General features: G+C 48.5%; 18 protein-coding genes, 1 other RNA gene and 4 pseudogenes. 4 read left to right on the top strand and 19 right to left on the bottom strand.

The window, feature by feature from the left end; all coding sequences use genetic code 11:
• Positions 1-412, top strand: a 412-nt coding sequence (locus ABGT54_RS04345; protein WP_346662993.1) for an NFACT RNA binding domain-containing protein, incomplete at its 5' end; no start/stop codon positions are given.
• 19 nt (positions 413-431) lie between these two features.
• Here ABGT54_RS04345 and ABGT54_RS04340 read toward each other — a convergent pair.
• Both ABGT54_RS04340 and pheA read right to left on the bottom strand, forming a co-directional pair.
• Positions 432-1,722: pseudogene (locus tag ABGT54_RS04340) on the bottom strand (ATP-binding protein).
• A gap of 11 nt (positions 1,723-1,733) precedes the next feature.
• Complete coding sequence (gene pheA / locus ABGT54_RS04335) at positions 1,734-2,864, bottom strand: prephenate dehydratase (RefSeq protein ID WP_346662992.1); 1,131 nt, start codon at positions 2,862-2,864, stop codon at positions 1,734-1,736.
• 157 nt (positions 2,865-3,021) lie between these two features.
• Between pheA and pyrB the strand changes: the two genes are divergently transcribed.
• The gene (gene pyrB, locus ABGT54_RS04330) at positions 3,022-3,942 is read left to right on the top strand and encodes an aspartate carbamoyltransferase (RefSeq protein ID WP_346662991.1); all 921 of its coding nucleotides are present in this window, start codon (positions 3,022-3,024) and stop codon (positions 3,940-3,942) included.
• A gap of 17 nt (positions 3,943-3,959) precedes the next feature.
• A pseudogene (locus ABGT54_RS04325) lies at positions 3,960-4,426 on the top strand (aspartate carbamoyltransferase regulatory subunit).
• A gap of 75 nt (positions 4,427-4,501) precedes the next feature.
• Here the strand turns inward: ABGT54_RS04325 and rnpB are convergent.
• From rnpB to ABGT54_RS04285, 8 genes and pseudogenes are all read right to left on the bottom strand, one after another.
• An RNA gene (rnpB, locus tag ABGT54_RS04320) (RNase P RNA component class A) lies at positions 4,502-4,854 on the bottom strand.
• A gap of 53 nt (positions 4,855-4,907) precedes the next feature.
• The gene (rnhA, locus tag ABGT54_RS04315; RefSeq protein WP_346662990.1) at positions 4,908-5,387 is read right to left on the bottom strand and encodes a ribonuclease HI; all 480 of its coding nucleotides are present in this window, start codon (positions 5,385-5,387) and stop codon (positions 4,908-4,910) included.
• Between the two features lies 1 nt (position 5,388).
• A complete protein-coding gene (locus ABGT54_RS04310) occupies positions 5,389-5,859 on the bottom strand; it encodes a MogA/MoaB family molybdenum cofactor biosynthesis protein (protein ID WP_346662989.1) in 471 nt (156 codons plus the stop codon).
• 84 nt (positions 5,860-5,943) lie between these two features.
• The gene (spoIVA, locus tag ABGT54_RS04305) at positions 5,944-7,416 is read right to left on the bottom strand and encodes a stage IV sporulation protein A (RefSeq protein ID WP_346662988.1); all 1,473 of its coding nucleotides are present in this window, start codon (positions 7,414-7,416) and stop codon (positions 5,944-5,946) included.
• A 76-nt stretch (positions 7,417-7,492) separates the two neighbouring features.
• Positions 7,493-8,506: an NAD(P)H-dependent glycerol-3-phosphate dehydrogenase gene (locus ABGT54_RS04300; RefSeq protein WP_346662987.1), complete on the bottom strand. Its 1,014-nt coding sequence runs from the start codon at positions 8,504-8,506 to the stop codon at positions 7,493-7,495.
• 29 nt (positions 8,507-8,535) lie between these two features.
• A complete protein-coding gene (gene plsY / locus ABGT54_RS04295) occupies positions 8,536-9,183 on the bottom strand; it encodes a glycerol-3-phosphate 1-O-acyltransferase PlsY (RefSeq protein WP_346662995.1) in 648 nt (215 codons plus the stop codon).
• Positions 9,183-10,515, bottom strand: a pseudogene (gene der, locus ABGT54_RS04290) (ribosome biogenesis GTPase Der). The gene plsY and the pseudogene der overlap by 1 nt, the downstream one beginning before the upstream one ends.
• Positions 10,508-11,845, bottom strand: a complete 1,338-nt coding sequence (locus ABGT54_RS04285) for a DUF512 domain-containing protein (RefSeq protein WP_346662986.1) — start codon at positions 11,843-11,845, stop codon at positions 10,508-10,510. Before ABGT54_RS04285 ends, der begins: the two are co-directional and overlap by 8 nt.
• A 149-nt stretch (positions 11,846-11,994) precedes the next feature.
• Between ABGT54_RS04285 and ABGT54_RS04280 the strand changes: the two genes are divergently transcribed.
• Positions 11,995-13,179, top strand: a complete 1,185-nt coding sequence (locus ABGT54_RS04280; protein ID WP_346662985.1) for a ribose-phosphate pyrophosphokinase — start codon at positions 11,995-11,997, stop codon at positions 13,177-13,179.
• A gap of 232 nt (positions 13,180-13,411) precedes the next feature.
• Here ABGT54_RS04280 and ABGT54_RS04275 read toward each other — a convergent pair whose 3' ends face one another.
• The 9 genes and pseudogenes from ABGT54_RS04275 to ABGT54_RS04235 form a co-directional block, all read right to left on the bottom strand.
• Positions 13,412-14,614 (bottom strand): IS256 family transposase, encoded by a 1,203-nt coding sequence (locus ABGT54_RS04275; protein WP_346662994.1) that lies wholly within the window; start codon positions 14,612-14,614, stop codon positions 13,412-13,414.
• A 125-nt stretch (positions 14,615-14,739) separates the two neighbouring features.
• Entirely contained in the window at positions 14,740-15,903 is a 1,164-nt protein-coding gene (locus tag ABGT54_RS04270) for a phosphoglycerate dehydrogenase (RefSeq protein ID WP_346662984.1), read from the bottom strand.
• 2 nt (positions 15,904-15,905) lie between these two features.
• Complete coding sequence (serC, locus tag ABGT54_RS04265; protein WP_346662983.1) at positions 15,906-16,988, bottom strand: 3-phosphoserine/phosphohydroxythreonine transaminase; 1,083 nt, start codon at positions 16,986-16,988, stop codon at positions 15,906-15,908.
• A gap of 58 nt (positions 16,989-17,046) precedes the next feature.
• The gene (gene ilvB, locus ABGT54_RS04260) at positions 17,047-18,732 is read right to left on the bottom strand and encodes a biosynthetic-type acetolactate synthase large subunit (RefSeq protein WP_346662982.1); all 1,686 of its coding nucleotides are present in this window, start codon (positions 18,730-18,732) and stop codon (positions 17,047-17,049) included.
• A gap of 34 nt (positions 18,733-18,766) precedes the next feature.
• Positions 18,767-20,437: a dihydroxy-acid dehydratase gene (gene ilvD / locus ABGT54_RS04255; RefSeq protein WP_204909254.1), complete on the bottom strand. Its 1,671-nt coding sequence runs from the start codon at positions 20,435-20,437 to the stop codon at positions 18,767-18,769.
• A gap of 4 nt (positions 20,438-20,441) precedes the next feature.
• Positions 20,442-21,530 (bottom strand): 3-isopropylmalate dehydrogenase, encoded by a 1,089-nt coding sequence (gene leuB, locus ABGT54_RS04250; RefSeq protein ID WP_346662981.1) that lies wholly within the window; start codon positions 21,528-21,530, stop codon positions 20,442-20,444.
• Positions 21,531-21,690: 160 nt separating this feature from the next.
• Positions 21,691-21,995 (bottom strand): annotated as a pseudogene (gene yajC / locus ABGT54_RS04245) (preprotein translocase subunit YajC).
• A 91-nt stretch (positions 21,996-22,086) separates the two neighbouring features.
• Positions 22,087-23,220, bottom strand: a complete 1,134-nt coding sequence (gene tgt, locus ABGT54_RS04240) for a tRNA guanosine(34) transglycosylase Tgt (protein WP_346662980.1) — start codon at positions 23,218-23,220, stop codon at positions 22,087-22,089.
• Between the two features lie 10 nt (positions 23,221-23,230).
• The gene (locus ABGT54_RS04235) at positions 23,231-24,862 is read right to left on the bottom strand and encodes a peptidoglycan binding domain-containing protein (RefSeq protein WP_346662979.1); all 1,632 of its coding nucleotides are present in this window, start codon (positions 24,860-24,862) and stop codon (positions 23,231-23,233) included.
• Positions 24,863-24,964: the final 102 nt, after the last annotated feature.

Genomic DNA, 24,964 nt, shown 5'->3' with positions numbered 1-24,964 from the left:
CACTAGATCGCGTGTTAAAAAAAGGGCAAAGATTCTCAGTCGTCCTCTTCATTATCTTTCTTCGGATGGATTCCACATGTATGTGGGGAAAAATAATCTTCAGAACGAAGAGCTTACCTTCCACTTTGCCACAGGCAGCGACTGGTGGTTTCACGCCAAGGGAGTCCCGGGATCGCATGTGATCCTGAAAACAGACGGAAGCGATATTCCGGACCGCACCTTTGAAGAAGCCGGAAGACTTGCCGCTTATTATTCCAAAAACCGGGGTTCTCAAAAAGTGGAGATTGACTACATCGAAAGAAAACATGTGAAAAAGGTAAATGGTGCAAGACCCGGATTTGTCATCTATCACACCAATTATTCCCTGATCATTGACTCTGATATTTCCAATATAACAGCCATACAGGATTAACCTGTATGGCTGTTATATTTTACAAGGTTCCGGACAGATGATCAATAAACTGCTGAGCCGTTCTCCCGGATAGCCCTCCGTGATTCAGTTCCCATCTGCCTGCTTCCAGCAAAAGCTGGTCTTCCGGCATATTGATCTGATTTCTTCTGGCCAGCTGACGAACGATTTCCTGAAATTCTTTGCGCTCCGGCTTTCCATAATATATGGTTACGCCAAATCTTGCCACCAGCGAGAGCTTTTCCTGCACCGTATCGTTGGTATGCAGCTCTTCATCCCTGTCCTCCTTATCCCGGAAGGTTTCCCGGATCAGATGTCTTCTGTTGGATGTGGCATAGATCAGAATATTGTCCGGTTTCCGCTCCAGACCGCCCTCAATCACAGCTTTCAGATATTTATATTCAATTTCAAACTCCTCAAAAGACAGATCATCCATGTAAATAATAAATTTATAATTCCGGTTTTTTGATCTGTGCGATTACCGCGTTCAGATCCTGAAACTGGTGTTTGTAAATCTCGATCATCCGAAGGCCCTGGTCATAATACTGATTTAAAATGGCCTTGATCGAAGAAGACTTCCCCGTTCCGGCATCACCATACAACAGACAGTTATTGGCTTTCCGCCCTTTTACAAACGCTTCTGTATTTTCCACCAGCTTCTGTTTGGCTGATTCGTATCCTACCAGATCGTCCAGGTGAACATGGGCGATTTTTGTGATCGGAATGATCTCTACACCTTCCGGTCTGTGTTCTACCCGAAATGCCTTGTGAAGGCCAAATTTTCCCACACCGAATTCCCGGTAGAACTGTGTCACCTTTTCCTGAAAGATCTCCGGTGTTTCCGCCTGTGCAAGACTTTTGCTAAGATCACAGATGCGATCCCGGATCCTGCGGTTAAAGATCTTACCGTGGCCACTGTCCCCCCGGTAATTGCAGATCAGGGTCAGAAGATCTGTGCCAAGCTCCTCCTCCATTTCCCGGAAATCATACTGAAAAAGTTCCCGGAAGATCCGGAAATCATGGAGCGCCGCCACATGAATACTTCCCTCTGTCTTTCCGGTGATCTCACAGGAGGTGCTGTACCCGTTTTCACTGATGACCAGCAGATATGTCAGATAATCCTGCCAGAGATTCCCCTCAAACCCATGGTTCACCGATAGTTCCAGGATATCTCCTGTCACCTCGGACAAAAGCGCCAGAATATCTTCCCGGTTATAATAATCACTTTTGTATTCCTCCATCAGAAACACCATGTCTTTCAGGATCTGCTCGTCCTGCATGTTTTTATATAAAATCAACTCATTTGCTTTCATCATACCACTCCCTAATAATTTCCCAGGATCTTAAGACTCCTGCTTTCTTCCCGAAGGCCGCGGATCGCATTTTTTACGGCCGCATCCGCCAGGTTCCCTTCAAAATCTATAAAAAACCGGTATTCCCAGTTCCGTCCTTTCACAGGCCGCGACTCAATCCTTGTCATATTCAGATCATTGTAAATAAAGTGAGACAAAAGATGATAAAGGGAACCGCTGGTATGGGGAAGCTCAAAACAGATACTGATCTTTCCGGCATCTTCCAGAAAGATCTTTTGGTTTGTGACTACGATAAACCGGGTAGAATTATCGGGATCGTCATTGATCCCTTCCTGTAGCACTGTCAGACCGTGAGCTTTTGCCGCATAAGCACTGCAGACTGCCGCCTGGCTTTTATCCCCGTCTTCTATGATCTTTTTCGCTGCAATGGCTGTATTCGCCACACTGATCTGCTGCCAGTCCGGATGTTCTTCTAGAAACCTGGAGGTCTGCATCAGTGCCACGCCTTTGGAATATACTCTCCGGATATCAGCAGGCGTCGTCCCCGGAAGCCCCGCTAGCATGTGCTCTATAGGGATGATCGTCTCTCCTACAATGTAATTTTCAAATTCCACCAAAAGGTCATACATCTCATCCACTGATCCGGCTGTAGAATTTTCAATCGGAAGAACAGCAAAATCCGCCGCTCCTTCTTCAATCGCTTCCATAGCGTCCCGGAAAGTCTGCACATAGAAACAATTGCAGTTTTCTCCAAAATATGTGGTGGTCGCCGCCTGACTGTACGCCCCTTCCGTTCCGGGGAATACGATCCTCGCCGTATCTGCATGCAGAGAGGGCACGCTGATAAACGGCAGCCTTCCAAGCGCGCCCGCCTCTACCAGCTGCTGATACTGCAGCTTCCGGCTCATAGACATAAGCTGTTCATAGAGCTCGTGAATCCCCTTTTTATTAAATTCTGTAGATACCTTGCTTTCTACGTCCTTCAGTTTCTGATTCTCCCGGGTTCGGTCAAATACCTTTTTCCCGTTTTGTATTTTATATTCTCCTACCTGGCTGCATAAGTCCATCCGTTCTTCAAACAGGCGAACAATCTGATCATCGATCTGATCCAGCCGGTTTCGCAATTCTGTCAGTGACGTCATTGATCCGCTCTCCTTTTTTGAAACTAAAAACTATTATAGTACATGGCAGGACGGTTTGTCCAAAAAATTTTCATCAGACGTTGAAAATCTTCTCCATTTATTATATGATGTATGAAGGATTTTGACCTAGCTACAAGCATACATTGAGGAGGTTTTTATGAGACATTTGATGAGTCCGCTGGATTTTTCTGTGGAAGAGTTGGATCAGCTGATGGACCTGGCTGGAGATATCGAAAAGAATCCGGCAAAATATGCACACGCCTGTGAAGGAAAAAAACTTGCAACTTTATTTTATGAACCAAGTACCCGCACCCGCTTAAGTCATGAGGCTGCAATGCTCAACTTAGGAGGAAGCGTACTTGGTTTTTCTACAGCTGACTCCAGTTCTGCGACCAAGGGAGAAAGTGTATCCGACACCATCCGGATGATCTCCTGTTACGCAGATATCTGTGCCATGCGCCATCCAAAGGAAGGAGCGTCCATGGTGGCCTGCCAGCATTCCGATATCCCGGTGATCAATGCGGGCGACGGCGGACATCAGCACCCGACGCAGACCCTGACGGATCTTCTGACGATCCGCTCTCTGAAAGGGCATCTGGATCACATGACCATCGGTCTTTGCGGCGACCTGAAATTCGGCCGTACCGTTCACTCCCTGATCCATGCACTGGTTCGATATCCGGGTGTAAAATTCATCCTGATCTCACCGGAAGAACTGCGTCTGCCAAGTTACATCCGCTCGGATGTCCTGGACCGCAAGAATGTTCCTTACGAAGAAGTTGTCCGTCTGGAAGACGCCCTGCCGGATCTGGATCTTCTCTACATGACGCGCGTACAAAAAGAGCGCTTCTTTAATGAAGAAGATTATGTACGCATGAAAGACTTCTACATCCTGGACGCAAAAAAAATGGAGCTTGCTCCTGAAGATATGTATGTACTCCATCCTCTTCCCAGGGTAAATGAGATCTCTGTAGAAGTGGACGACGATCCGCGCGCCGCTTACTTTAAACAGGCAAAATACGGCGTCTACATAAGAATGGCGCTGATACTGACATTACTGGAAATCAAAGTCGATTAGATTAGGAGGAGAGCAATATGGTAAATAACACGCTGTCTGTGGGACGGATCGAAGAAGGATTTGTACTGGACCATATCCAGGCCGGAAGAAGTATGGATATCTACAAATATCTGCATCTTGACAAACTGGACTGCTGCGTTGCCATCATCAAAAATGCAAAAAGCAGTAAAATGGGCAAAAAGGACATTATGAAGATTGAATGTCCCATCGACTTTATGGATCTGGACATCCTTGGCTTTATTGATCATAATATTACCGTAAACATCATCAAAGACTCCCAGGTTGTTGCCAAAAAAAGCCTGCATCTGCCATCTCGTATCACCAATGTGATCCGGTGTAAAAACCCAAGATGCATCACTTCTATTGAACAGCAGCTGGATCATGTCTTTGTTCTTACGGATCCGAAAAAGAAATCTACCGGTGCAAATATTGCGAAGAAAAATACGATGGACCGATGCGCCGGAAAAAGAAAAATAATAAATAAAAAAAGAATCCTGATTTCCAGGATTCTGCGGATGCGGCAGTTTTCGATAAAGAGATCTGCCGCTCTTTTTTATGTGATGCAAGCAAGACGATAAGCCGGGTTATGTCGTTGAGTAATCATCTATCCAGGCCCATCGTCGCCGATGGGCTCAAGCGACCTACCTAAGACGTGACGGGCCGCCACATTGTCTTTATCCGGTCTTGCTTCGGATGGGGTTTACATGTGCCCTCTCTGTTGCCAGAAAGGCGGTAGTCTCTTACACTGCCCTTCCACCCTTACCTTCTTTTGAAAGAAGGCGGTTCATTTCTGTTGCACTTTCCTTGGAGTCGCCTCCACCGGACGTTATCCGGCATCCTGCCCTGTGAAGCCCGGACTTTCCTCATCTGCGGCCTTTCGGCGCCTGCAGATGCGATTACCTGTCTTACTTGCATGATTCATCTGTATGGATTCACGATTCTCTGGAACCGTGCCTGTCGTATTGCTATTCCTGAACTCCTGTGTCTTCCAAAAGGTCATTCCCGTCAGCAGCTGTTGTTGCCAGCGTGTCGCATCTTTCATTCTGAGGATGTCCGTCGTGGCCTTTGACCCAGATGAACTTCACCTCATGCGGTTCTTTGGCCGCCAGAAGGCGCTTCCACAGATCCACATTTTTCACAGGTTCATTTTTTCCTCTCTTCCATCCCTTTTTCAGCCAGCTGTCGATCCAGTGCTGGTTAAACGCATCCACCACATATCTGGAATCTGAATAAACCTCTACCTGGCAGGGACAGTTCAGCGCCTCCAGTCCTGCGATCACAGCCATCAGTTCCATGCGGTTGTTGGTAGTCTTTCGATATCCTTCGGAAATCTCCTTTGTGTGAAGGCTCCCCTTCGGATCAATGTATTCCAGCACTGTTCCATACCCTCCAGGACCCTCCGGATTGCCTCTGGCAGCCCCGTCGGTATAAATCTTTACCAGCATTTTAAAGTTCTCCTTTGATCACCTTCACTGCGTGGATCAGCTCAGGCATCAGATAGTGGAGCGCTTCTCTTGCAGCCTCCGGCCTTCCCGGCAGATCCACGATCAGAACATCCTGGCGGATTCCTGCAATCCCGCGGTTTAACATGGCGCGTTTGGTGAGTTCTGCCGCATGCGCGCGGATTGCTTCCCCGATCCCCGGCACCTCCCGTTCGATCACATCTCTGGTTGCCTCCGGCGTGCAGTCCCCGGCGCTAAGGCCGGAGCCTCCGGTAACAAGGATCAGATCTGTCAGATGATTGTCTGCCATTCTCTGCATCACGGTACTCAGAACTTTGCGGTCCCTGGGAAGCGCGCGCAGGAACACGATCTCAAGCCCGGCCTCCGTCACCATATCCCGGATGATCTCTCCGCTCGTATTTTCCTGTCGTTCTTTATATATATCTGTATTCGCTGTAATGATAGCAACTTTCATATCGTACCTCCGTCTTTTTTCTGATTCGTATACTGTTATCATCCATATTAACTCTTTTATCTGAAGAATGCAATAAAAAATCCATCAGATAATAATGCAGACCAGTCCGCCGTTGCTGTCGTTCACAATTTTCTGCATGGTATCCTGGAGCTTCTCCTGACTGGCCTCATTGATCATCGCCAGTTTACTCTTCATTCCGTCCATCACCAGCTCTTCTATTGATTTTCCGAAAATATTTGTCTTCCAGATCCCTTCCGGCCCGTCTCCTGCATCCTTCAGATAACGGATCAGATCTAAAGCCTGCTGCTCTGTCCCGACAATGGGCGCGATCTCCGTCTCTATATTTGCCCGTATCAGGTGGATAGACGGAGCCTGGGAGCGGATCTTTACGCCATACTTATTCCCCTGCCGAATGACCGTCGGCTCATCCAGAAGGATGTCTTCCCTGCCTGGACTGACCGCTCCATATCCTTTTCCCTTTACGGCCAAAAACGCGTCTTTGATCTCTCCATACTCTTCTTTCGCTTTAGCCAGTTCTTTTAAAACTGTGATCAGACCGTACTGTCCCCGGATCTCCACGCCGGTCATCTCACTTAACATCTTATAATAATACTGATCCGGCACTTTTACCCGAAATCCGACTTTTCCGGTATCCAGTTCCAGATGATCCGAGACGATTCCTGCAACTGCGTCTTCCTGCATGCTAAGATCCAGGGATGATACATCGCCCATCTGGTTCAGCTTTTTCATGATCTCTCTTGCTTTTGTAAGGATTTCCTGTTTGATCTTATGTTCCAGCGGAAGTACTTCCACCCACCCTGGCAGATAAAACTCTACTTCTGCAACCGGGAATTCAAGCAATACTGCTTCCAGGATCCGGTGGATATCCTCTCCGCTTAACTGTTCACAATTTACGGGAAGTGTTCTGGTCTGGTACTGCTTTTCCAGTTCTTCTGCCGTTCGTTTTGCTGCTTCTCCGTCCGGTTTCCTGGAATTGACCAGTATCACAAATGGTTTCCCGATCTGTTTTAATTCCTGAATGGTCTTTTTTTCAGCAGGAAGGTAATTTTCTCTGGGAATTTCTGTAATACTGCCGTCTGTCGTGATCACAATCCCAATGGTGGCATGGTCGCAGATCACTTTCTTTGTCCCAATCTCCGCTGCTTTTGAAAATGGAATCTCCCGGTCGGACCAGGGGGTTTTTACCTGCCGTTCTTTCCCCCCTTCTATGTGTCCGGATGCGCCGTCAACCATAAAACCCACGCAGTCGATCAGACGGATACGAACCTCACCCTCGCCGGAAAGCCGGATCCTGGCAGCATCTTTTGGAACAAATTTGGGCTCGGTTGTCATGATCGTCTTTCCGGATGCGGACTGCGGAAGTTCATCGGTATCCCGAAGTCGTCTGGCTTCATCTTCAATCTGTGGAAGAACCAGCACATCCATAAACCGTTTGATAAATGTAGATTTCCCGGTTCTCACCGGTCCCACGACTCCAAGATAGATCTCGCCGCCAGTCCTGGTCTGAATATCTCTATATAACTGATCTGTATTCATAAAAAAACCCCCTTGCTGTGCTGATAACAGTCTATGCAAGGGGGATCTGTTCTAGAACGATTCTTTCTGTTCCTTTTTATTCTTTCCAGGTTAATGTGGATATCTCAGGCTTGCTGTCACGCAGCATCAGATCTTTTACTGCTTCACCCGGATTTTTTCCTTCAAAAAGTATTTTATTTACTTCTTCAATGATCGGTGTGGAGACACCATATTTCTTGCCCATCTTTACGGCCGCTTTGGTGGAATATACGCCTTCCACCACCATCTTTACTTCATCCATAGCCTCCTGCATGGACATTCCCTGTCCGATCAGATATCCGGCTCTGCGGTTTCGGCTGTGGACGCTGGCACAGGTAACGATCAGATCTCCGATGCCGGTAAGCCCTGTAAAACTTTCCAGCGCGCCTCCCGCCTTTACACCCAGTCTTGCAATCTCTGCAATCCCGCGGGTAATAAGAGCCGCCTTGGTATTGTCGCCATAGCCAAGACCATCCGCAATCCCGGCCGCAAGAGCGATCACGTTCTTTAAGGATCCTCCAAGCTCCATACCGAGAATATCAGGACTTGTATAAACGCGGAACACCTCATTCATAAACATGGACTGCAGATATTCCGCTGTCTTTTTTGACTTCGCGCCGATCACCACGCTGGTGGGAATGCCCCGGCCCACTTCTTCTGCATGGCTTGGCCCGGACAGCACTGCAACATCTGCCTGTGGGATCTCCTGTTCAATCTGCTGCGACAATGTCATCAGAGTATCTTCTTCAATCCCTTTGGCCACATCTACGATAATCTGGCCTGTGGGAATATACGGGCTCATTGATCTGGCCGTATTCCTGGTAAATGGCGACGGAACCGCCATCACAAGAAAATCCCTGTCTTTTACCGCTCCTTCCAGATCAGATGTAAATACCATATCCTCCGGGATCGGAACTCCCGGAAGCTTACTTACATGTTCCCGTCTGGTGGAAAGCATCTCCACCTCTTCTTCACTGATGGACCATACGGTTACCTTATGATCATTCTTATGCAACAGCAGGGCAAGAGCAGTCCCCCAGCTTCCCGCTCCCATGATTCCTACATTTGCCATAGCGTATCCTCCCTTTCTGTTATGACTTTTTATGACTTTTTCTTTCCGACACTTAATTTATTTTCTGTGCCGGATAATAAACGACGGATATTTGCCCGGTGCTTAAACACCGCTGAAATGAGAAGCAAAGCGGCGATCCCGTACATTTCCCACAGCGCTTCTTTGGGAACCTGAAACCCTCCCGCCTGTCCATATACAATAATCTCAATCAGATAAATTGTGACGACCAGAAGCGATCCCACAGACACATATCTGGTCAGCGCTACGACGATCAGAAATGCCGCCAGGCAGATCAGCACCATAGGAAGCGGCAGGGTGCTTGCCAGAAGTCCCGCGGTGGTTGCGATCCCCTTTCCCCCTTTAAACTTCATATAGAAGGGATAATTATGTCCGAACACCGCGCCCATACCTGCATACATGGCAAACAGCGGCGTCAGATCCGGATGCGATCTTCCAAAAATCAGATGTACCGCGACCACTGCAAATATACATTTCAGCGCATCGCCAAGAAATGTGATCAGACCGGCCTGCCACCCCAGTACTCTCAGAGCATTGGTTGTTCCCGCATTTCCGCTTCCCTGACTCCGGATATCAATATGATGCAGTTTTCCATAGAGATATCCTGTCTGAAACAGTCCAAAGCCATATCCGATCAGTAAACATACCACCCGTTCTATCATGCCTGATCCTTTTCCTTTCTTTCCCGTATAAAGAACTTTAACGAAGTCCCGCGAAATCCAAATGCTTCCCGTATTTTATTTTCCAGATATCTGGTATAAGAAAAATGCATCAGTTCCTTATCATTTACAAAAATCACAAAAGTAGGCGGCTTTACTGCTACCTGGGTAATATAATAAAGCTTCAGACGCTTTCCCTTATCAGAAGGCGGCTGCTGCATGGCTACTGCTTCTGTCATGATCTCATTAAGTACGCCGGTTGCAACGCGCATCGTCTGATTTTCAATGACCATATCGATCATATCATACAGTTTCATCAATCTCTGCCCGGTAAGAGCAGACACATACATGATCTGTGCATAAGGCATATAAGAAAGGACTCTTCGTACTTCCGCCTCATATTCCCGCATCGTCCGGTCATTTTTTTCAATCGCGTCCCACTTATTAACTACAATGATAATGCCTTTTCCACGCTCATGGGCGATCCCGGCGATCTTGGCATCCTGCTCCGTAACACCCTCCACCGCGTCGATCACCATCAGAACAACGTCCGCCCGCTCCACAGCCGTCACGGTACGGATGATACTGTAGCGCTCCAGTTCTTCTTTGATCTTGTTTTTTCTGCGAAGTCCGGCTGTATCAATAAAGACATATTCTTTTCCGTTGTGGACCACTTCTGTGTCTATGGCGTCTCTGGTGGTGCCCGCCACATCCGAAACGATCACTCTTTGTTCGCCGAGCAGTTTATTTATGATAGAAGATTTTCCCACATTCGGCTTGCCTACAATGGCAATCCTCGGCCTGTCGTCTTCCTCTTCTTCCTCCTGATGTTCCGGAAAATCGCGGACCACAGCATCCAGCATGTCTCCAAGCCCAAGCCTGGACGCTGCGGAGATGGGGATCGGATCACCGATTCCCAGATTATAAAATTCATAGACGTCAGCCATGAACTTATCAAAACTGTCCACTTTATTTACAACCAGGACCACAGGTTTCCCCGAACGGCGCAGCATGTCTGACCACCTTGGAATCCGCATCTACGAGTCCCTGGCGCACATCGGTTATAAAGATGATCACATCTGCCGTATCAATGGCGATCTGTGCCTGTTCCCGCATCTGTGATAAGATGACGTCCCTGCTGTCCGGTTCGATACCGCCGGTATCGATCAGGGTAAACTCGTGATTCAGCCAGGAGACCTCCGCATAGATCCGGTCCCTGGTCACTCCCGGCGTATCCTTTACAATGGAGATCATTTCTCCGGCCAGCACATTAAAAAGTGTGGACTTTCCCACATTTGGCCTTCCTACGATAGCCACTACTGGTTTACTCATGATTGCCTCCTGTATCTATCTGCATTCCCAATATTGCTTCTATCAGATCTTGTCCGCTTGATTTTACAATATCTGTTCTTACTTGTAAAGCTTTTTGCACGTCTTCCAGTGTGACATCGTCCAAAAAGACGTCTTCCTCACTGCGAAACATATTACAGGGAAGAAGAAGCCGCTCTCCCAACTCTTTTCCCTTAAGCTGCTTCATCAGATCGCCTCCCGTAATGAGTCCGGATACAGTGATCTTTTCGCCAAAAAAGTCATTGCGGATCGGATAGACCAGCGTTTCCGTCCGGGGATATTTGCTCGGGAGTTCCTCTGTAATCCTGCAGATCTCCGCATACGCCAGCATTCCCGTGGCAATCGACACCCGGCGGCTTTTCGCATCGCCCGGAAGCGCCCGGAAGACCTCTTTACATTCTTCCCGCAAAAGTCGGATCATACCGACGCCGTTTTCCAGTTGCAGATATCCGTCATACCGTTCTTCTTCCGGGATCTCCTCTTCTGCCAGAAGATACCATTCATCCCCGGCATGGATAAAATGGATCCCATACTCTTCAAACAGCTTTTTCTGCCAGCGGTGGATGATCTCCAGCACGCCTTTTGCCTCTTCTTTCGTAAAAGACTTAAGCGGATACAGCCCTTCCCTGTATCTGGTAAGCCCCACCGGCACCACGGAGACGCTTCTTAGATATGGAAGATACCGGCTCATATCCCGGATACTCCGTTCCAGCTCCTCTCCGTCGTTGATGCCTTTACAGAGAACGATCTGTCCGTTCATCTCGATCCCGGCCTCATAAAGCCGGTCCACTTTTTTCAGTGCCTCGCCTGCGAACCGGTTGTGCAGCATTTTACAGCGAAGTTCCGGATTCGTGGTATGAAAAGATATATTGATAGGCTCCAGATGATACCGGATAATACGGTCAATATCATGTTCGCTCATGTTGGTCAGCGTTACATAATTTCCCTGTAAAAAGGAAAGTCTGGAATCATCGTCCTTAAAATACAGGGTTTCCCGCATTCCCTTCGGCATCTGATCGATAAAGCAGAACATACATTTATTTCTGCAGGAGCGGTATTCATCCATCAGTCCCTGCTCAAATTCCATCCCCAGATCCTCATCGTAATCTTTCTCAATCTCCAGTTCCCACTCTTCTCCGTCCGGTTTCTCGATCAGAAGGACCAGTTCTTCATCATGGATAAGAAAATGATAATCAAATACATCTTCGATCAGCTGATCGTTGACAGACAAAAGCAGATCTCCGGGGCCAATCCCCAGTTCATCCGCAATACTTCCTGGTTCTACACCGCTGATCTTATGTTTATGCTCCATAAGTATTCTCCTCGTCTTCACTCTTTCTTTTTTTATTATACCCTACAACTCTCATTTCGTCCAATCAGTAGTTGACCTTTTTATGGAAAAGGTGATATAAATGAAATAGCGGATTCACCGCTGCTATTACTACAGAACAGGAGATTATTATGTCATATACAGAATTAATGGAAGAAGCGCTCCCTGTCGCCCCCTTAAAAATCGCGGCCCTGGAGTCCTGCAGGGAAATGGGGCGCAAGGTCAACGACTATATCGTACAGTTTCGGAAAGATACAAAAAAGGAATCCCTGGATTCCCCTCTTTTTTCACATTATCAGTCTGACAATTATCTGGTGGACTGCCGTTGTCCCAGATTCGGGACCGGCGAAGCAAAGGGGATGATTTCCGAGACCGTCCGTGGAAAAGATCTGTTTGTCATGGTGGATGTCTGCAATTACAGCCTTACTTATACGGTAAACGGTCATCCCAACCATATGTCTCCAGACGACCATTATCAGGATCTGAAACGGATCATCTCAGCCGCCAACGGCAAAGCACACCGCCTCAATGTAATCATGCCGTTTCTTTATGAAAGCCGTCAGCACAAACGGACCAAGCGGGAATCTCTGGACTGCGCTCTTGCCCTGCAGGAGCTGACCGACATGGGTGTCAGCAATATCATCACTTTTGACGCACATGATCCCAGAGTCCAGAACTCGATCCCGCTTCATGGTTTCGATAACTTCAATCCGCCCTATCAGTTCATGAAGGCGCTGCTCCGCGCGGAGCCGGATCTTCCGATCGACAAGGAACATCTGATGATCGTAAGTCCGGACGAGGGCGCAATGCACCGGGCCGTTTATTTTTCCAATGTCCTGGGTGTGAATATGGGTATGTTCTACAAACGCCGGGATTATTCTACAATCGTCAACGGCAAGAACCCTATCGTGGCTCATGAGTTCCTGGGCGAAGATATCAAAGGAAAGAATGTGATCGTCGTAGACGATATGATTTCTTCCGGAGAAAGTATGCTGGACGTGGCAAAACAGATGAAGGACCGTGGCGCTGACCGGGTATTTGTCTGCACCACCTTCGGATTATTTACCGATGGATTTGAAAAATTCGACGAGTATTACAACAAGGGATATATTGACCGGGTCATCACGACGAACCTTACCTATCTTCCGCCGGAGGCCCTGGCAAAACCGTATTTTGTAGCGGCAGACATGAGCAAATTTATCGCTTTGATCATCGATGCCTTTAATCATGATATCACCATCGGAAAAGTACTGGATCCCACAAGCCGGATCCACGAACTTCTGGACAGGCACACAAAACAGCTGTCTGGAAAATAACAAGAAAAACCTGCCGGGAAATCGTGTTGCAGACTTCTCCGGCAGGTTTTTTGCTGTTGTTTTGAGACCGTTTCAAGTTTTGTGTAAACCCAAAAAACTGATATAAGATATGTTGTTAGTTACTCTGGGCAGAGCCGATTTTTTGAGGTTCTGCCCTTGTTTGTATTATAATACCGTTTCCGGACATGTCAAGCAGGGCTGGCCCAGCCAGCCCTGTCAGGCCAGAAACAGCTTATGATCCAGATAATCGTTCTTCGAAAAATATCTCCAGCTGCGAATGAATCTGCCCCCAATCCTGTCGGTGTCCAGTCCATTTTTTCGTGATATCCATCATAGCCAGATACAGCATTTTCAGGAGACTCTCATCGGAAGGGAATACCGTCTTAGATTTCGTAACCTTCCGCAGCTGCCGGTTAAATCCCTCAATGGCATTCGTGGTATAGATTAAGCGGCGGACCGCTTCAGGATACTTGAAATACGTTGAAAGATTCGCCCAGTTGTCCTTCCATGATTTTGCGATTTTGGGATATTTCCCGCTCCATTTCTCATCAAAGCCATCCAGTTCAGCCAGTGCGATTTCTTCTGTTGGGGCTGCATATACACGCTTCAGATCAGCCATCAGCGGTTTGAGCTCCTTGTAGGAAACAAACTTTGTCGTATTCCGGATCTGATGGATAATGCATTGCTGGATCTCCGTATCCGGAAAAACAGCTTCAATTGCCTGGGGAAAGCCTGTCAGACCGTCTACACATGCGATCAGGATATCTTCCACGCCGCGATTCTTCAGACCGTTTAGGATCGAAAGCCAGAACTTTGCGCTTTCGTTTTGCCCGACATACATGCCAAGCACATCTTTGTGACCTTCCATATCGATCCCTATAGCGATATAAACAGCACGTTTTACAATCCGGCCTTCATTGCGCACATGGTAATGGATGGCATCCATAAAAACAACCGCATAGATTTCTTCCAAAGGTCTTTCCTGCCATTCTTTTACGATGGGAAGGATCTTATCTGTGATCCGGCTAATAGTGCTATCAGAAATCTCAATGTCGTACAATTCACGCATATGGCTTTCGATATCGTTCGTAGTCATTCCTTTCGCATACATGGAGATGATCTTCTCCTCCATGTCCTGAGTGATAGTATTCTGATATTTCTTGACAATCTGCGGTTCAAACTCGCCTTTCCTGTCCCTGGGAATGTCAATTTCCATGTCACCATAGCTGGTATGCATGGTCTTCTGAGAGTGCCCGTTTCTGGAATTATCGGTTTCCTTGTTACGGTAATCATACTTTGAATAACCTAATTCTTCATCCATCTCCTGGTCCAGGGCACCTTCCAGGATGATGGACATCATATCCCGCATGATAGAGTTGACATCCGTTCCATCCTTGACCTTTACATTGTTTTCTTTCAGGTAGTTGCCCATCATTTCCCGAAGAGCTGCTTTTTGTGGGGTATCTTTTTTCCTTGCCATAAAATAAACCTCCAAACTGGTAAGTCTATCTTACATCAGTTTGAAGGTTTACACAAACTTTGGGATACTCCCGTTGTTTTCTATCTGATCACACGCACCTTCAGCACGTCTTTTACTGCTTTCAGTTCCTCAATGGCTTCCTGGGTGATTTCCGAATCAATATCGATCATAGTATATGCATACCCGCCTTTACTCTTATTGGAAAGGTCTGCGATATTGATATTATCTTCCGCCAGGATCCGGGTAAACTGTCCCAGCATGTTGGGAATGTTATGATGCAGAAGCAGGATCCGGGTATTTTCCCCTTTAAGTCCCATGTCTGAATCCGGATAATTGACAGAATGCCTGATATTTCCGTGTTCCAGATAGCTGCGGATCTCCTTTGCCGCCATTCTGGCACAGTTATCTTCCGATTCTTCCGTAGATGCCCCCAGATGCGGGATCACAATCGCCCCTTTCACTCCGGTAATCACCGGGGTTGGAAAATCTGTCACATAATGTTTGATCTTGCCGGCCACCAGCGCATCGATCACGGCTTCTTCCACCACCAGTACATCTCTTGCAAAGTTCAACAATACCACGCCTTTTTTCATCAGGCTGATGGCATTCCCGTCGATCATGCCCCGGGTACTGTCCATGGCCGGGACATGGATGGTGATATAGTCGCAGTCTTTATAGATTTCATCTACTGTTTTCGCATGATGGATGCTGCGGTTTAAGTTCCATGCAGAATCCACCGACATATAGGGGTCATATCCATATACGTCCATCCCCAGACTTACCGCAGCGTTTGCCACCAGCACGCCGATGGCTCCAAGGCCGATCACTCCCAGCTTTTTACCGTCCAGTTCGCAGCCGGCGAAAGCCTTCTTGGCTTTTTCCGCGTCTTTGGCTATATTGCCGTCCTCTTCATTTTCCTGGACCCAGTTGATCCCGCCGATGATATCTCTGGATGCCAGAAGCATCCCGGCAATCACCAGCTCCTTGACGCCGTTCGCGTTGGCTCCCGGCGTATTAAAGACCACGATTCCCTCTTCCGCGCAGCGTTCCAGAGGGATATTATTTACTCCGGCTCCGGCTCTTGCGATTGCTTTTAACCGGGTGCCAAATTCCATTTCCTGCATAGACGCGCTTCTCACCAGCACGGCGTCCGCATCCTCCACGCGGCTGACTGGTACATATTCTTCTGAAAATTCCCGGATCCCCACATCCGAAATCTGATTTAAGCAATGATATTGATACATGGTTATCCGTTCTCCTCTTCAAATTTCTTCATAAACCTGGTCAATGCCTCTACTCCCTCTATGGGCATGGCATTGTAAATACTTGCGCGCATGCCTCCTACGGTCCGGTGTCCTTTTAAACTGACCAGACCGGCCGCTTCCGCTTCTTTTACAAAGCGTGCGTCCAGTTCCGGATCGCCGGTCACAAACGGCACATTCATAAGGGAACGGTCCTTTTTTTCTACCGTTCCGTGAAACATCCTGCTCTGATCCAGATACTCATAAAGGATGGCTGCTTTTTTCTCATTGTATGCTTTCATGACAGCAAGACCGCCTTTTCGTTTCAGCCACTGAAAGACCTTGCCGCAGATATAGATCCCATAGGCAGGCGGCGTATTGTATAAGGAGCCGGCGTCTGCATGAGTCTGATACTTCATCATAGTGGGCGTACCCGGAAGCACGTCGTCTGTGATCAGATCTTCCCGTATGATCACGATCACCACGCCGGCCGGCCCGATATTTTTCTGTACCCCGCCGTAGAGTACTCCGTACTTTGTCACATCCACAGGCTCTGACAAAAAGCAGGAGGACACATCCGCCACAAGGATCTTCCCCTTTGTGTCCGGCAGTTCCTTGTATTTTGTCCCGTAGATCGTATTATTTTCACAGATATATACATAATCCGCGTCCTTTGACACCGGAAGATCCCGGCAGTCCGGTATATAAGAGAAGGTACGGTCCTCCGAAGAAGCGATGACATTGGCTTTCCCGTACTTCGAAGCCTCCTGGTAAGCTTTCTTTGACCACTGTCCGGTCAGGATAAAATCTGCAGACCGGTTTTTCATCAGGTTCATGGGCAGCATGGCAAACTGGAGCGATGCGCCGCCCTGCAGGAATAATACCTTATAGCAGTCAGGAATTCCCATCAGTTCTCTTAAGTCAGCCTCCGCCGTATGCAGGATCTTCTGAAAGGTTGCTCCCCGGTGGCTCATCTCCATCACGGACATTCCGGTGCCCTGGTAATCCAGCATCTCATCTGCTGCTTCCTTTAAGACTTCCTCCGGCAGGACGGCCGGTCCTGCGGAAAAATTATATACTCTTCCCATCTCTCATGCCTTTCTGACTATCTGTCTATCTGTCTATCCGTCTGTGCATCTGCACGGTTTACTGTTTCTTTCCTGCTTCCAGATCCTCCTCGTCAAAGGCTTTGCTGATCGCTTCGCCAGGCGCCACCATAGGCCATACTTTCTCATCGCTGTCAATCTGGCAGTCGATCACTGCCGGCCCGTCTGCTGTAAGCGCCTTTGCAAATGCCTCCCGGAACTCCTCTGGCGTTGTCGCGCGCATGCCTGTGGCGCCCATGGCTTCCGCCAGTTTCACAAAGTCCACAGAGTCATTCAGTACGGTTGCGGAGTAACGCTTCCCGTAGAAGAGATCCTGCCACTGACGCACCATGCCCAGCACGTGATTGTTCAGCACCACCTGGATCACAGGGATCTGATATCTGGCCGCTGTGGCGATCTCGTTCATATTCATACGGAAGCATCCGTCCCCGGCAATATTGACCACGGTCTTATCCGGCCTTGCGGTTTTCGCGCCGATGGACGCGCCCAGACCGTAGCCCATGGTTCCAAGGCCGCCTGACGTCAGAAGCGTCCTTGGCTTTGTAAACTTATAATACTGGGCGGCCCACATCTGGTTCTGACCGACCTCTGTAACGATCAGGGCGTCTCCGTGGGTCTGCCGGTAGATTTCCTCCACAGCGCCGGGTCCGGTCAGCAGGTCTGTGTGATAAGTGAGCGGATATTTTTCTTTGTATTCACTGATCTTCTGGATCCATTCCGTGTGATCCTGCTGTTCCAGCCGCTTATTAAGGCGTTTGAGGATCACCTTGATATCGCCGACCACGCCTTCGGTGATCAGCACGTTTTTATTCATCTCCGCCACGTCCACGTCAAATTGAAGGATCTTTGCATGCTCTGCAAATTTCTTTGCATTTCCTGTCACCCGGTCGCTGAATCTTGCTCCCACCACGATCAGCAGATCGCACTCACTGACCCCGTAATTAGAAGTTTTCGTTCCATGCATGCCAAGCATTCCGGTGTAGAGGGGATCTGTTCCCGGGAACGCGCCTTTTCCCATCAGGGAATCACAGACCGGAGCGTCCACTTTTTTCACAAACTCGTAAAGTTCTTCACTGGCGTTGGAAAGGACCGCGCCTCCTCCTACAAAGATATAGGGCCTTTTCGCCTCCCGGATCAGTTCCAGCGCTGTTTCCACGTCTTTTTCACACAGGTCTTCCGAAGGACAGACCGCAGAGATCTCTTTTTTCTCATACTCTGCCTGATTGGAAGTGACATCCTTGGGAATATCGATCAGCACCGGACCCGGACGGCCTTTCTTCGCAATGACAAAGGCCTTGCGGATGGTATCGGCCAGCTGTTCCACATCTTTCACGATAAAATTATGTTTGGTAATGGGCATGGTGATACCGGAAATGTCGATCTCCTGGAAGCTGTCCTTTCCAAGAAGCGGGACTCCCACATTACAGGTGATCGCCACAATAGGAATAGAATCCATATAGGCTGTGGCGATGCCGGTTACCAGATTGGTCGCGCCCGGTCCGCTGGTTGCCAGACACACGCCTACCTTTCCGGTTGCCCGCGCATATCCGTCTGCCGCATGGGATGCTCCCTGCTCATGGGAGGTCAGGATATGCCGGATTTCATCCTGATGCTGATATAACGCATCGTAAACATTCAGGATCGCGCCGCCCGGGTATCCAAAGACCGTATCCACGCCCTGCTCTTTTAAACATTCTATTACAATTTCTGCTCCTGTAAGCTGCATACTTTCTCACTCCTGTTCTTACAATATTCCCGGACTAGTTCTTTGGTACTTCCAGGATAGCTCCCCGGTTTCCGGAAGTCACCATCGCCGCATAGCGGGCCAGGTATCCTGTGGTTACCCGGGGCTGTCTGGGCTGCCATTTTTCTTTTCTCTTTGCCAGCTCTTCTTCTGATACGTCAAGCTCCAGAGACAGTTCCGGAATATTGATCTTGATGATATCGCCTTCCTCTACCAGCGCAATGGGACCTCCCACTGCCGCTTCCGGAGATACATGGCCGATGGATGCGCCTCTGGATGCGCCGCTGAATCTTCCGTCCGTGATAAGGGCTACGCTGGAACCAAGTCCCATACCAGCGATCGCAGAGGTGGGATTCAGCATTTCCCGCATTCCCGGGCCGCCTTTGGGTCCTTCATAACGGATAACCACCACATCTCCCGGATGGATCTGGCCGCCTTTGATCGCAACGATGGCGTCTTCTTCACAGTCAAAGACTCTGGCCGGTCCTTCGTGTACCAGCATCTCGTCCACAACAGCGGAGCGCTTCACTACGCTTCCGTCCGGCGCCAGATTGCCTTTCAGCACGGCAAGGCCGCCGGTCTGGGAATACGGGTGGTCAATGGGCCGGATCACTTCCGGATCCTTGTTGACAACGCCTGCGATATTTTCCCCGACTGTCTTTCCTGTAACGGTCATACATTCCGTATGCAGGAGATTCTTTTTATTTAATTCTGCCATAACGGCGTATACGCCGCCCGCCGCGTTCAGATCTTCCATATAGGTAGGTCCTGCCGGCGCCAGGTGACAGAGGTTTGGCGTCTTCTCGCTGATGCCATTTGCAAAATCAATCTCAAAATCCATTCCCACTTCATGGGCGATCGCCGGAAGGTGGAGCATACTGTTGGTGGAACAGCCAAGCGCCATATCCACAGTCAGCGCATTTAAAATGGCTTCTTTTGTCATAATGTCTCTGGGGCAGATATTCTTTCTCCACAGTTCCATCACCTGCATACCGGCCTCTTTTGCCAGCCGGATCCTTGCGGAATATACGGCAGGGATGGTTCCATTGCCGCGAAGGCCCATGCCCAGTACCTCTGTCAGGCAGTTCATGCTGTTGGCCGTATACATTCCGGAACAGGAACCACAGGTGGGACAGGTGTTATTTTCGTATTCCAATAGCTCCTCATCCGTGATCTTGCCTGCCGCATTGGCTCCGACCGCCTCAAACATGCTGGAGAGACTGGTCTTGCAGCCTTTGACCCGGCCGGCCAGCATCGGACCGCCGCTGACAAAGATCGTCGGAACATTGATCCTGGCCGCAGCCATCAGAAGTCCCGGCACATTCTTATCACAGTTTGGCACCATTACCAGCGCGTCGAACTGATGCGCCAGAGCCATCGCCTCTGTAGAATCCGCGATCAGATCTCTGGTCACCAGAGAATACTTCATGCCGATATGGCCCATGGCAATCCCGTCACAGACGGCGATTGCCGGAAATACGATCGGCGTTCCGCCTGCCATGGCAACTCCCTGCTTCACGGCATTCACAATCTTATCCAGATTCATGTGCCCGGGCACGATCTCATTATAGGAGCTGACAATTCCCACCAGAGGACGCTCCATCTCCTCTTTTGTCAACCCCAGCGCGTTAAACAAAGAACGGTGGGGCGCCTGCTGTTTTCCTTTTGTAACTGTATCACTTCTCATGTTCTTACCTCCTAATGAAACTTACGATCAGATCTCCCATCCCGGCAGTGCCGATCTGAGTCTTTCCTTCGGACATAATGTCAATGGTCCGGTATCCTTCTTTCAGGACTTTTTCCACTGCTTGTTCTATTGCATCAGCTTCCTGATCCAGATCAAAGCTGAATCTGAGCATCATGGCTGCAGAAAGTATGGTGGCGATCGGGTTTGCGATGCCTTTTCCTGCAATATCCGGAGCAGATCCTCCGCTTGGCTCATAAAGTCCGAACTTTGTCTCGTTTAAGCTGGCGCTTGCCAGCATTCCGATGGATCCGGTCACCATGCTTGCCTCATCTGACAAAATGTCGCCAAACATATTCTCTGTCAGGATCACATCAAACTGTTTTGGATCTTTTACCAGCTGCATGGCGCAGTTATCTACCAGCATGTGTTCGAGTGTAACCTCCGGATATTCTCCTGCAACCTCATCTACGACCTTTCTCCAGAGTCTGGAAGAATCCAGCACATTTGCCTTATCAACGCTGGTTACTTTTTTCCGGCGTTTCATGGCAATGTCAAAGGCCCTCTTTGCGATCCTGCGGATCTCCTCTTCATTATAGGTGAGGGAATCAAAGGCAGTCAGAACACCGTCCACTTCTACGGTCTTGCGTTCGCCAAAATAGAGTCCTCCTGTCAGCTCCCGCATGATCATCATGTCAAATCCGCCTTCTGTAATGGATTCTTTCAGCGGGCAGGCCCCCTTCAGTTCTTCGTACAACACTGCGGGTCTTAGATTCGCAAACAGGTTCAGCTCTTTACGGATCCGCAACAGTCCGGCTTCCGGTCTCTTTGATGGTTCTAACTGGTACCACGGCGAAGTCTTTGCATCACCGCCGATGGATCCCATAAGCACGGCATCGCACTGCTTTGCCGCGGCTACCGTCTCATCTGTCAGCGGCACGCCGTGCACATCAATAGACGCACCGCCCAGCAGAAGCTCTGTATACTCACAGGTATGTCCGTATGTCTCTGCGATTTTATTCAGGACTTTCTGGGCTTCGGTCACGATTTCCGGTCCGATCCCGTCCCCTTTGATAATTCCGATTTTCAGATTCATTCACTACACCCTTCCTATTAAAGAAACTATAACATTAATATTATCGCATTTTTATACATGTTTCAAGACTTTAGTGAGCTAAAATTTACGGTTTGAATTGTCTGCAAAAAAAGGCACTGCCACCCGGGCAGTGCCTTTTGATATGTCTGATATTTTTTGCTTATTCTGCGTTCGCCTTTTCAATCTGGGCGATTGCTGCTTTCTGCATGGGGATCCGGCAGTTACGGTTGCTTCCGAACTCCACGATCACATCCTCATCGCTGATGTCAATGATCACACCATAAAATCCGCTGGTCGTAAGAACGGTATCTCCTACTTCCATCTCTGAGATCATCGCCTGCACTCTTTTCTGCTCTTTTCTCTGTGGTCTGATAAAAATAACCAGAAGCCTGCAAAAATCACTGCATATACAAGGATAAGCAATACCCAGCTTCCGCCTGAACTCTGTGATGCTAATGCGTACATATACTATTCCTCCTACTATCTAAAAACGCTATTGCTATCATACACAATAAAACCGATTTCTTCAAGTAATTTCCTGCAATTCATGGAATTTTTAGGATTTATCACCTGTAAGTCCCGCCATCTTTCGTTTCTTATACGCCTGATATTCCCCGGCATCGATCGCCGCACGGATCTCCTCCATCATGGTATTATAAAAATACAGATTGTGAAGAACACACAGCCGCATTCCCAGCATTTCTTTTGCTTTCAGAAGGTGTCTGATATAAGCCCTGGAATACGTCCGGCAGGCCGGGCACTGGCACCCTTCTTCGATCGGACGGTCATCCAGTTCATATCTGGCATTAAAAAGATTTAACTTTCCATGGTTGGTATAGACATGTCCGTGCCTTCCATTTCTGCTTGGATATACACAATCAAAGAAATCCACGCCCCGATCCACTGCTTCCAGGATATTCACCGGTGTTCCAACCCCCATCAGATATGTGGGCTTCTCTTCAGGAAGATTGGGGACTACCGCCTCCAGGATCCGATACATATCTTCGTGGGATTCCCCTACCGCCAGGCCACCGATGGCATAACCATCCAGATCAAGTTCCGCGATCTCCTTTGCATGGCGGATCCGGATATCCTCGTAGATGCCTCCCTGGTTGATGCCAAACAACATCTGCTGCCGGTTGATGGTATCCGGAAGGCTGTTGAGCCTCTCCATCTCCTTCTTGCAGCGCATAAGCCATCTGGACGTGCGGGCTACGGACCGTTCCATATACTCCCGGTCCGCCACGCTGGAAGGGCACTCGTCAAAGGCCATCGCGATCGTGGACGCCAGATTCGACTGGATCTGCATACTCTCCTCCGGTCCCATGAAAATCTTCTTTCCGTCTATATGGGAATGAAAATAAACGCCTTCTTCTTTGATCTTGCGAAGCCCTGCCAGAGAGAACACCTGAAAACCGCCGGAATCTGTCAGGATCGGCCTGTCCCAGGCCATAAACTTGTGAAGGCCACCCAGCTTACGGATCACCTGATCCCCCGGTCTTACATGGAGATGATAGGTATTGGATAATTCAATCTGTGTCTTGATCCCCCGAAGGTCGTCTGTAGAAACCGCGCCTTTGATCGCGGCCACTGTTCCCACATTCATAAATACAGGGGTCTCAACGACCCCATGTACTGTAGTAAATCTTCCTCTTTTCGCCTTTCCGTCTTTCTTTAATAACTGATACATATATACCCCTTTAAAAATGACATACTACCGGTGTTCCAGATGAAATCAGATTATAAAGCTGTCCCGCCGCATCGTAAGGCATATTTACACATCCGTGGGAACCTCCGGTCAGATATCTGGAGCCTCCGAACGTCGGCTGCCAGGTAGCGTCATGGAACCCGATCCCCCCGTTAAACGGCATCCAGTATTTTACAGGACTTTCGTAGGAATAAGACCCGTCCGGAAGCTTTTCTCCCCGCAACACCTGATCCAGCGCTTTGTAAGCAAGGGAATACACGCCCTGAGGCGTATCGTACCCCTTGTTTGGATTCCCCGTTACACATGGAGACGAGAGCACCACCTGTCCATTCTGCACAAAATACACCATCTGATTGGTCAGGTCCACCTCTGCAAAGGTACTTCCAAAATCATTGCCTTCATGGGAAACTGCCCGGGACGCATAATTCGGTTCTCTGGTAACAACTTCCGCATTCTGGATATTCGAGATCAGCGCATTGAACTCTGCTTCCTGATCAATCTGCCAACCATAACTTCCGCCTTCTACTGTGGCCGTATTTCCGGTTGCAGTAGTAACCGTCCTGGTTTTCCCTTTTGTATTATACTTTTCTGCCAGTGTCTGAATATAAGCTTTTACCGCATCCTGATTGAACGTGACATTCATATTGGCGTCAACGGTCACCCATTGGGATATCACCGATGCATCCACGACTTCTGTATAAGGCGTAAAGTCGTATGTAACCGATGCGCCGAGGTAGCTGTTCATCGTATTTACGGCATTTACCACTTCTTCCGACTCTTTCGTAAATCTGGGAAGGATATAACAGCCACTCTCCATCAGATCCACGTCCGGCAAAAATCCATTGATCGCTTCTTTTACAACCTTCTGGAATTTTTCCGTATCAATCTGTGTTCCAACGACTTCATCCACGATCACAAACCGGTCTGTCTGAAACTCCGGATGAGCGTCCACAGAAGCCACCTGATTTTCCTGTACCAGACAATCCAGTGATGCAAGGGCCTGCTCCAATGCCTGCTCCTCATATTCTACGCCAACCTTTGCCTCAATCTCCGGCCTGTCCCACAAAGAGATGACCCACAAAAGACAATTCTGATCTTTTACCAGATTCTCAAGCTCTTCTCCGGGAACATATTTCAGAGAAATATCGCTTCCCTGGATCGTCTCGGAACCGCCGTCAGATTCTTTGAGAGTCAACACATAATCCTTGACCTGCTTTTCCATATAGCTCTCTACCTGCTTCACACTTTTCAGAGAAAAATCTGTGCCGTTGATCTGTGTGTGAAACAGAAAATGGCTGCGGAAATAAATGGCAAATCCAGCATATACAAGAAAGAGGATGCCAAAAATACTTCCCAGCGTGATCAGCGCTACTTTCTTTCTTTTCTTTCTTTTTGCAGCTTTTCGGACGTCTGTCTCTTCGGGATCGTCCTCTTCCTCAAACTCTCCGTCCTCTTCCGGATCGTCCTCTTCTGAATCGTCTTCTTCCGGATCATCGTCTTCCCCGAACTCTTCGTCCTCTACAAAAAAAGCTTCATCCTCGGATTCCTCATCATAAAAAAAGTCTTCTTCATCCTCAAAATCCTCATCTGTGAAGTCAGCTCTGAAATCCTTTTTATACCCCATTGAATATCTACTCCTCTACATTTATCGACAAATTTCTCTTTCTATACTCATACTACCCTATTATAATATGCAGATATTTAAAAGTACAGCATAAAAACAGAA

Source organism: uncultured Merdimonas sp., from assembly GCF_963929015.1.
In the GTDB taxonomy this organism is placed as follows: Bacteria; Bacillota; Clostridia; order Lachnospirales; family Lachnospiraceae; genus Merdimonas.
The sequence above is the reverse complement of the archived record's forward strand: the minus strand, read 5'-3'. Positions and strand labels throughout refer to the sequence as shown.

Coding starts and splice junctions, on each gene's coding strand:
- ABGT54_RS04280 (WP_346662985.1), top strand. CDS start 11,995: ATGTCATATACAGAATTAATGGAAGAAGCGCTCCCTGTCGCCCCCTTA.
- pyrB (WP_346662991.1), top strand. CDS start 3,022: ATGAGACATTTGATGAGTCCGCTGGATTTTTCTGTGGAAGAGTTGGAT.
- spoIVA (WP_346662988.1), bottom strand. CDS start 7,416: ATGAATACAGATCAGTTATATAGAGATATTCAGACCAGGACTGGCGGC.
- ABGT54_RS04275 (WP_346662994.1), bottom strand. CDS start 14,614: ATGATGGGCAACTACCTGAAAGAAAACAATGTAAAGGTCAAGGATGGA.
- rnhA (WP_346662990.1), bottom strand. CDS start 5,387: ATGCTGGTAAAGATTTATACCGACGGGGCTGCCAGAGGCAATCCGGAG.
- serC (WP_346662983.1), bottom strand. CDS start 16,988: ATGGGAAGAGTATATAATTTTTCCGCAGGACCGGCCGTCCTGCCGGAG.
- ABGT54_RS04300 (WP_346662987.1), bottom strand. CDS start 8,506: ATGGCAAATGTAGGAATCATGGGAGCGGGAAGCTGGGGGACTGCTCTT.
- leuB (WP_346662981.1), bottom strand. CDS start 21,530: ATGAATCTGAAAATCGGAATTATCAAAGGGGACGGGATCGGACCGGAA.
- ABGT54_RS04270 (WP_346662984.1), bottom strand. CDS start 15,903: ATGTATCAATATCATTGCTTAAATCAGATTTCGGATGTGGGGATCCGG.
- ABGT54_RS04285 (WP_346662986.1), bottom strand. CDS start 11,845: ATGGAGCATAAACATAAGATCAGCGGTGTAGAACCAGGAAGTATTGCG.
- ABGT54_RS04310 (WP_346662989.1), bottom strand. CDS start 5,859: ATGAAAGTTGCTATCATTACAGCGAATACAGATATATATAAAGAACGA.
- tgt (WP_346662980.1), bottom strand. CDS start 23,220: ATGTATCAGTTATTAAAGAAAGACGGAAAGGCGAAAAGAGGAAGATTT.
- ilvB (WP_346662982.1), bottom strand. CDS start 18,732: ATGCAGCTTACAGGAGCAGAAATTGTAATAGAATGTTTAAAAGAGCAG.
- pheA (WP_346662992.1), bottom strand. CDS start 2,864: ATGACGTCACTGACAGAATTGCGAAACCGGCTGGATCAGATCGATGAT.
- ABGT54_RS04235 (WP_346662979.1), bottom strand. CDS start 24,862: ATGGGGTATAAAAAGGATTTCAGAGCTGACTTCACAGATGAGGATTTT.
- ilvD (WP_204909254.1), bottom strand. CDS start 20,437: ATGAGAAGTGATACAGTTACAAAAGGAAAACAGCAGGCGCCCCACCGT.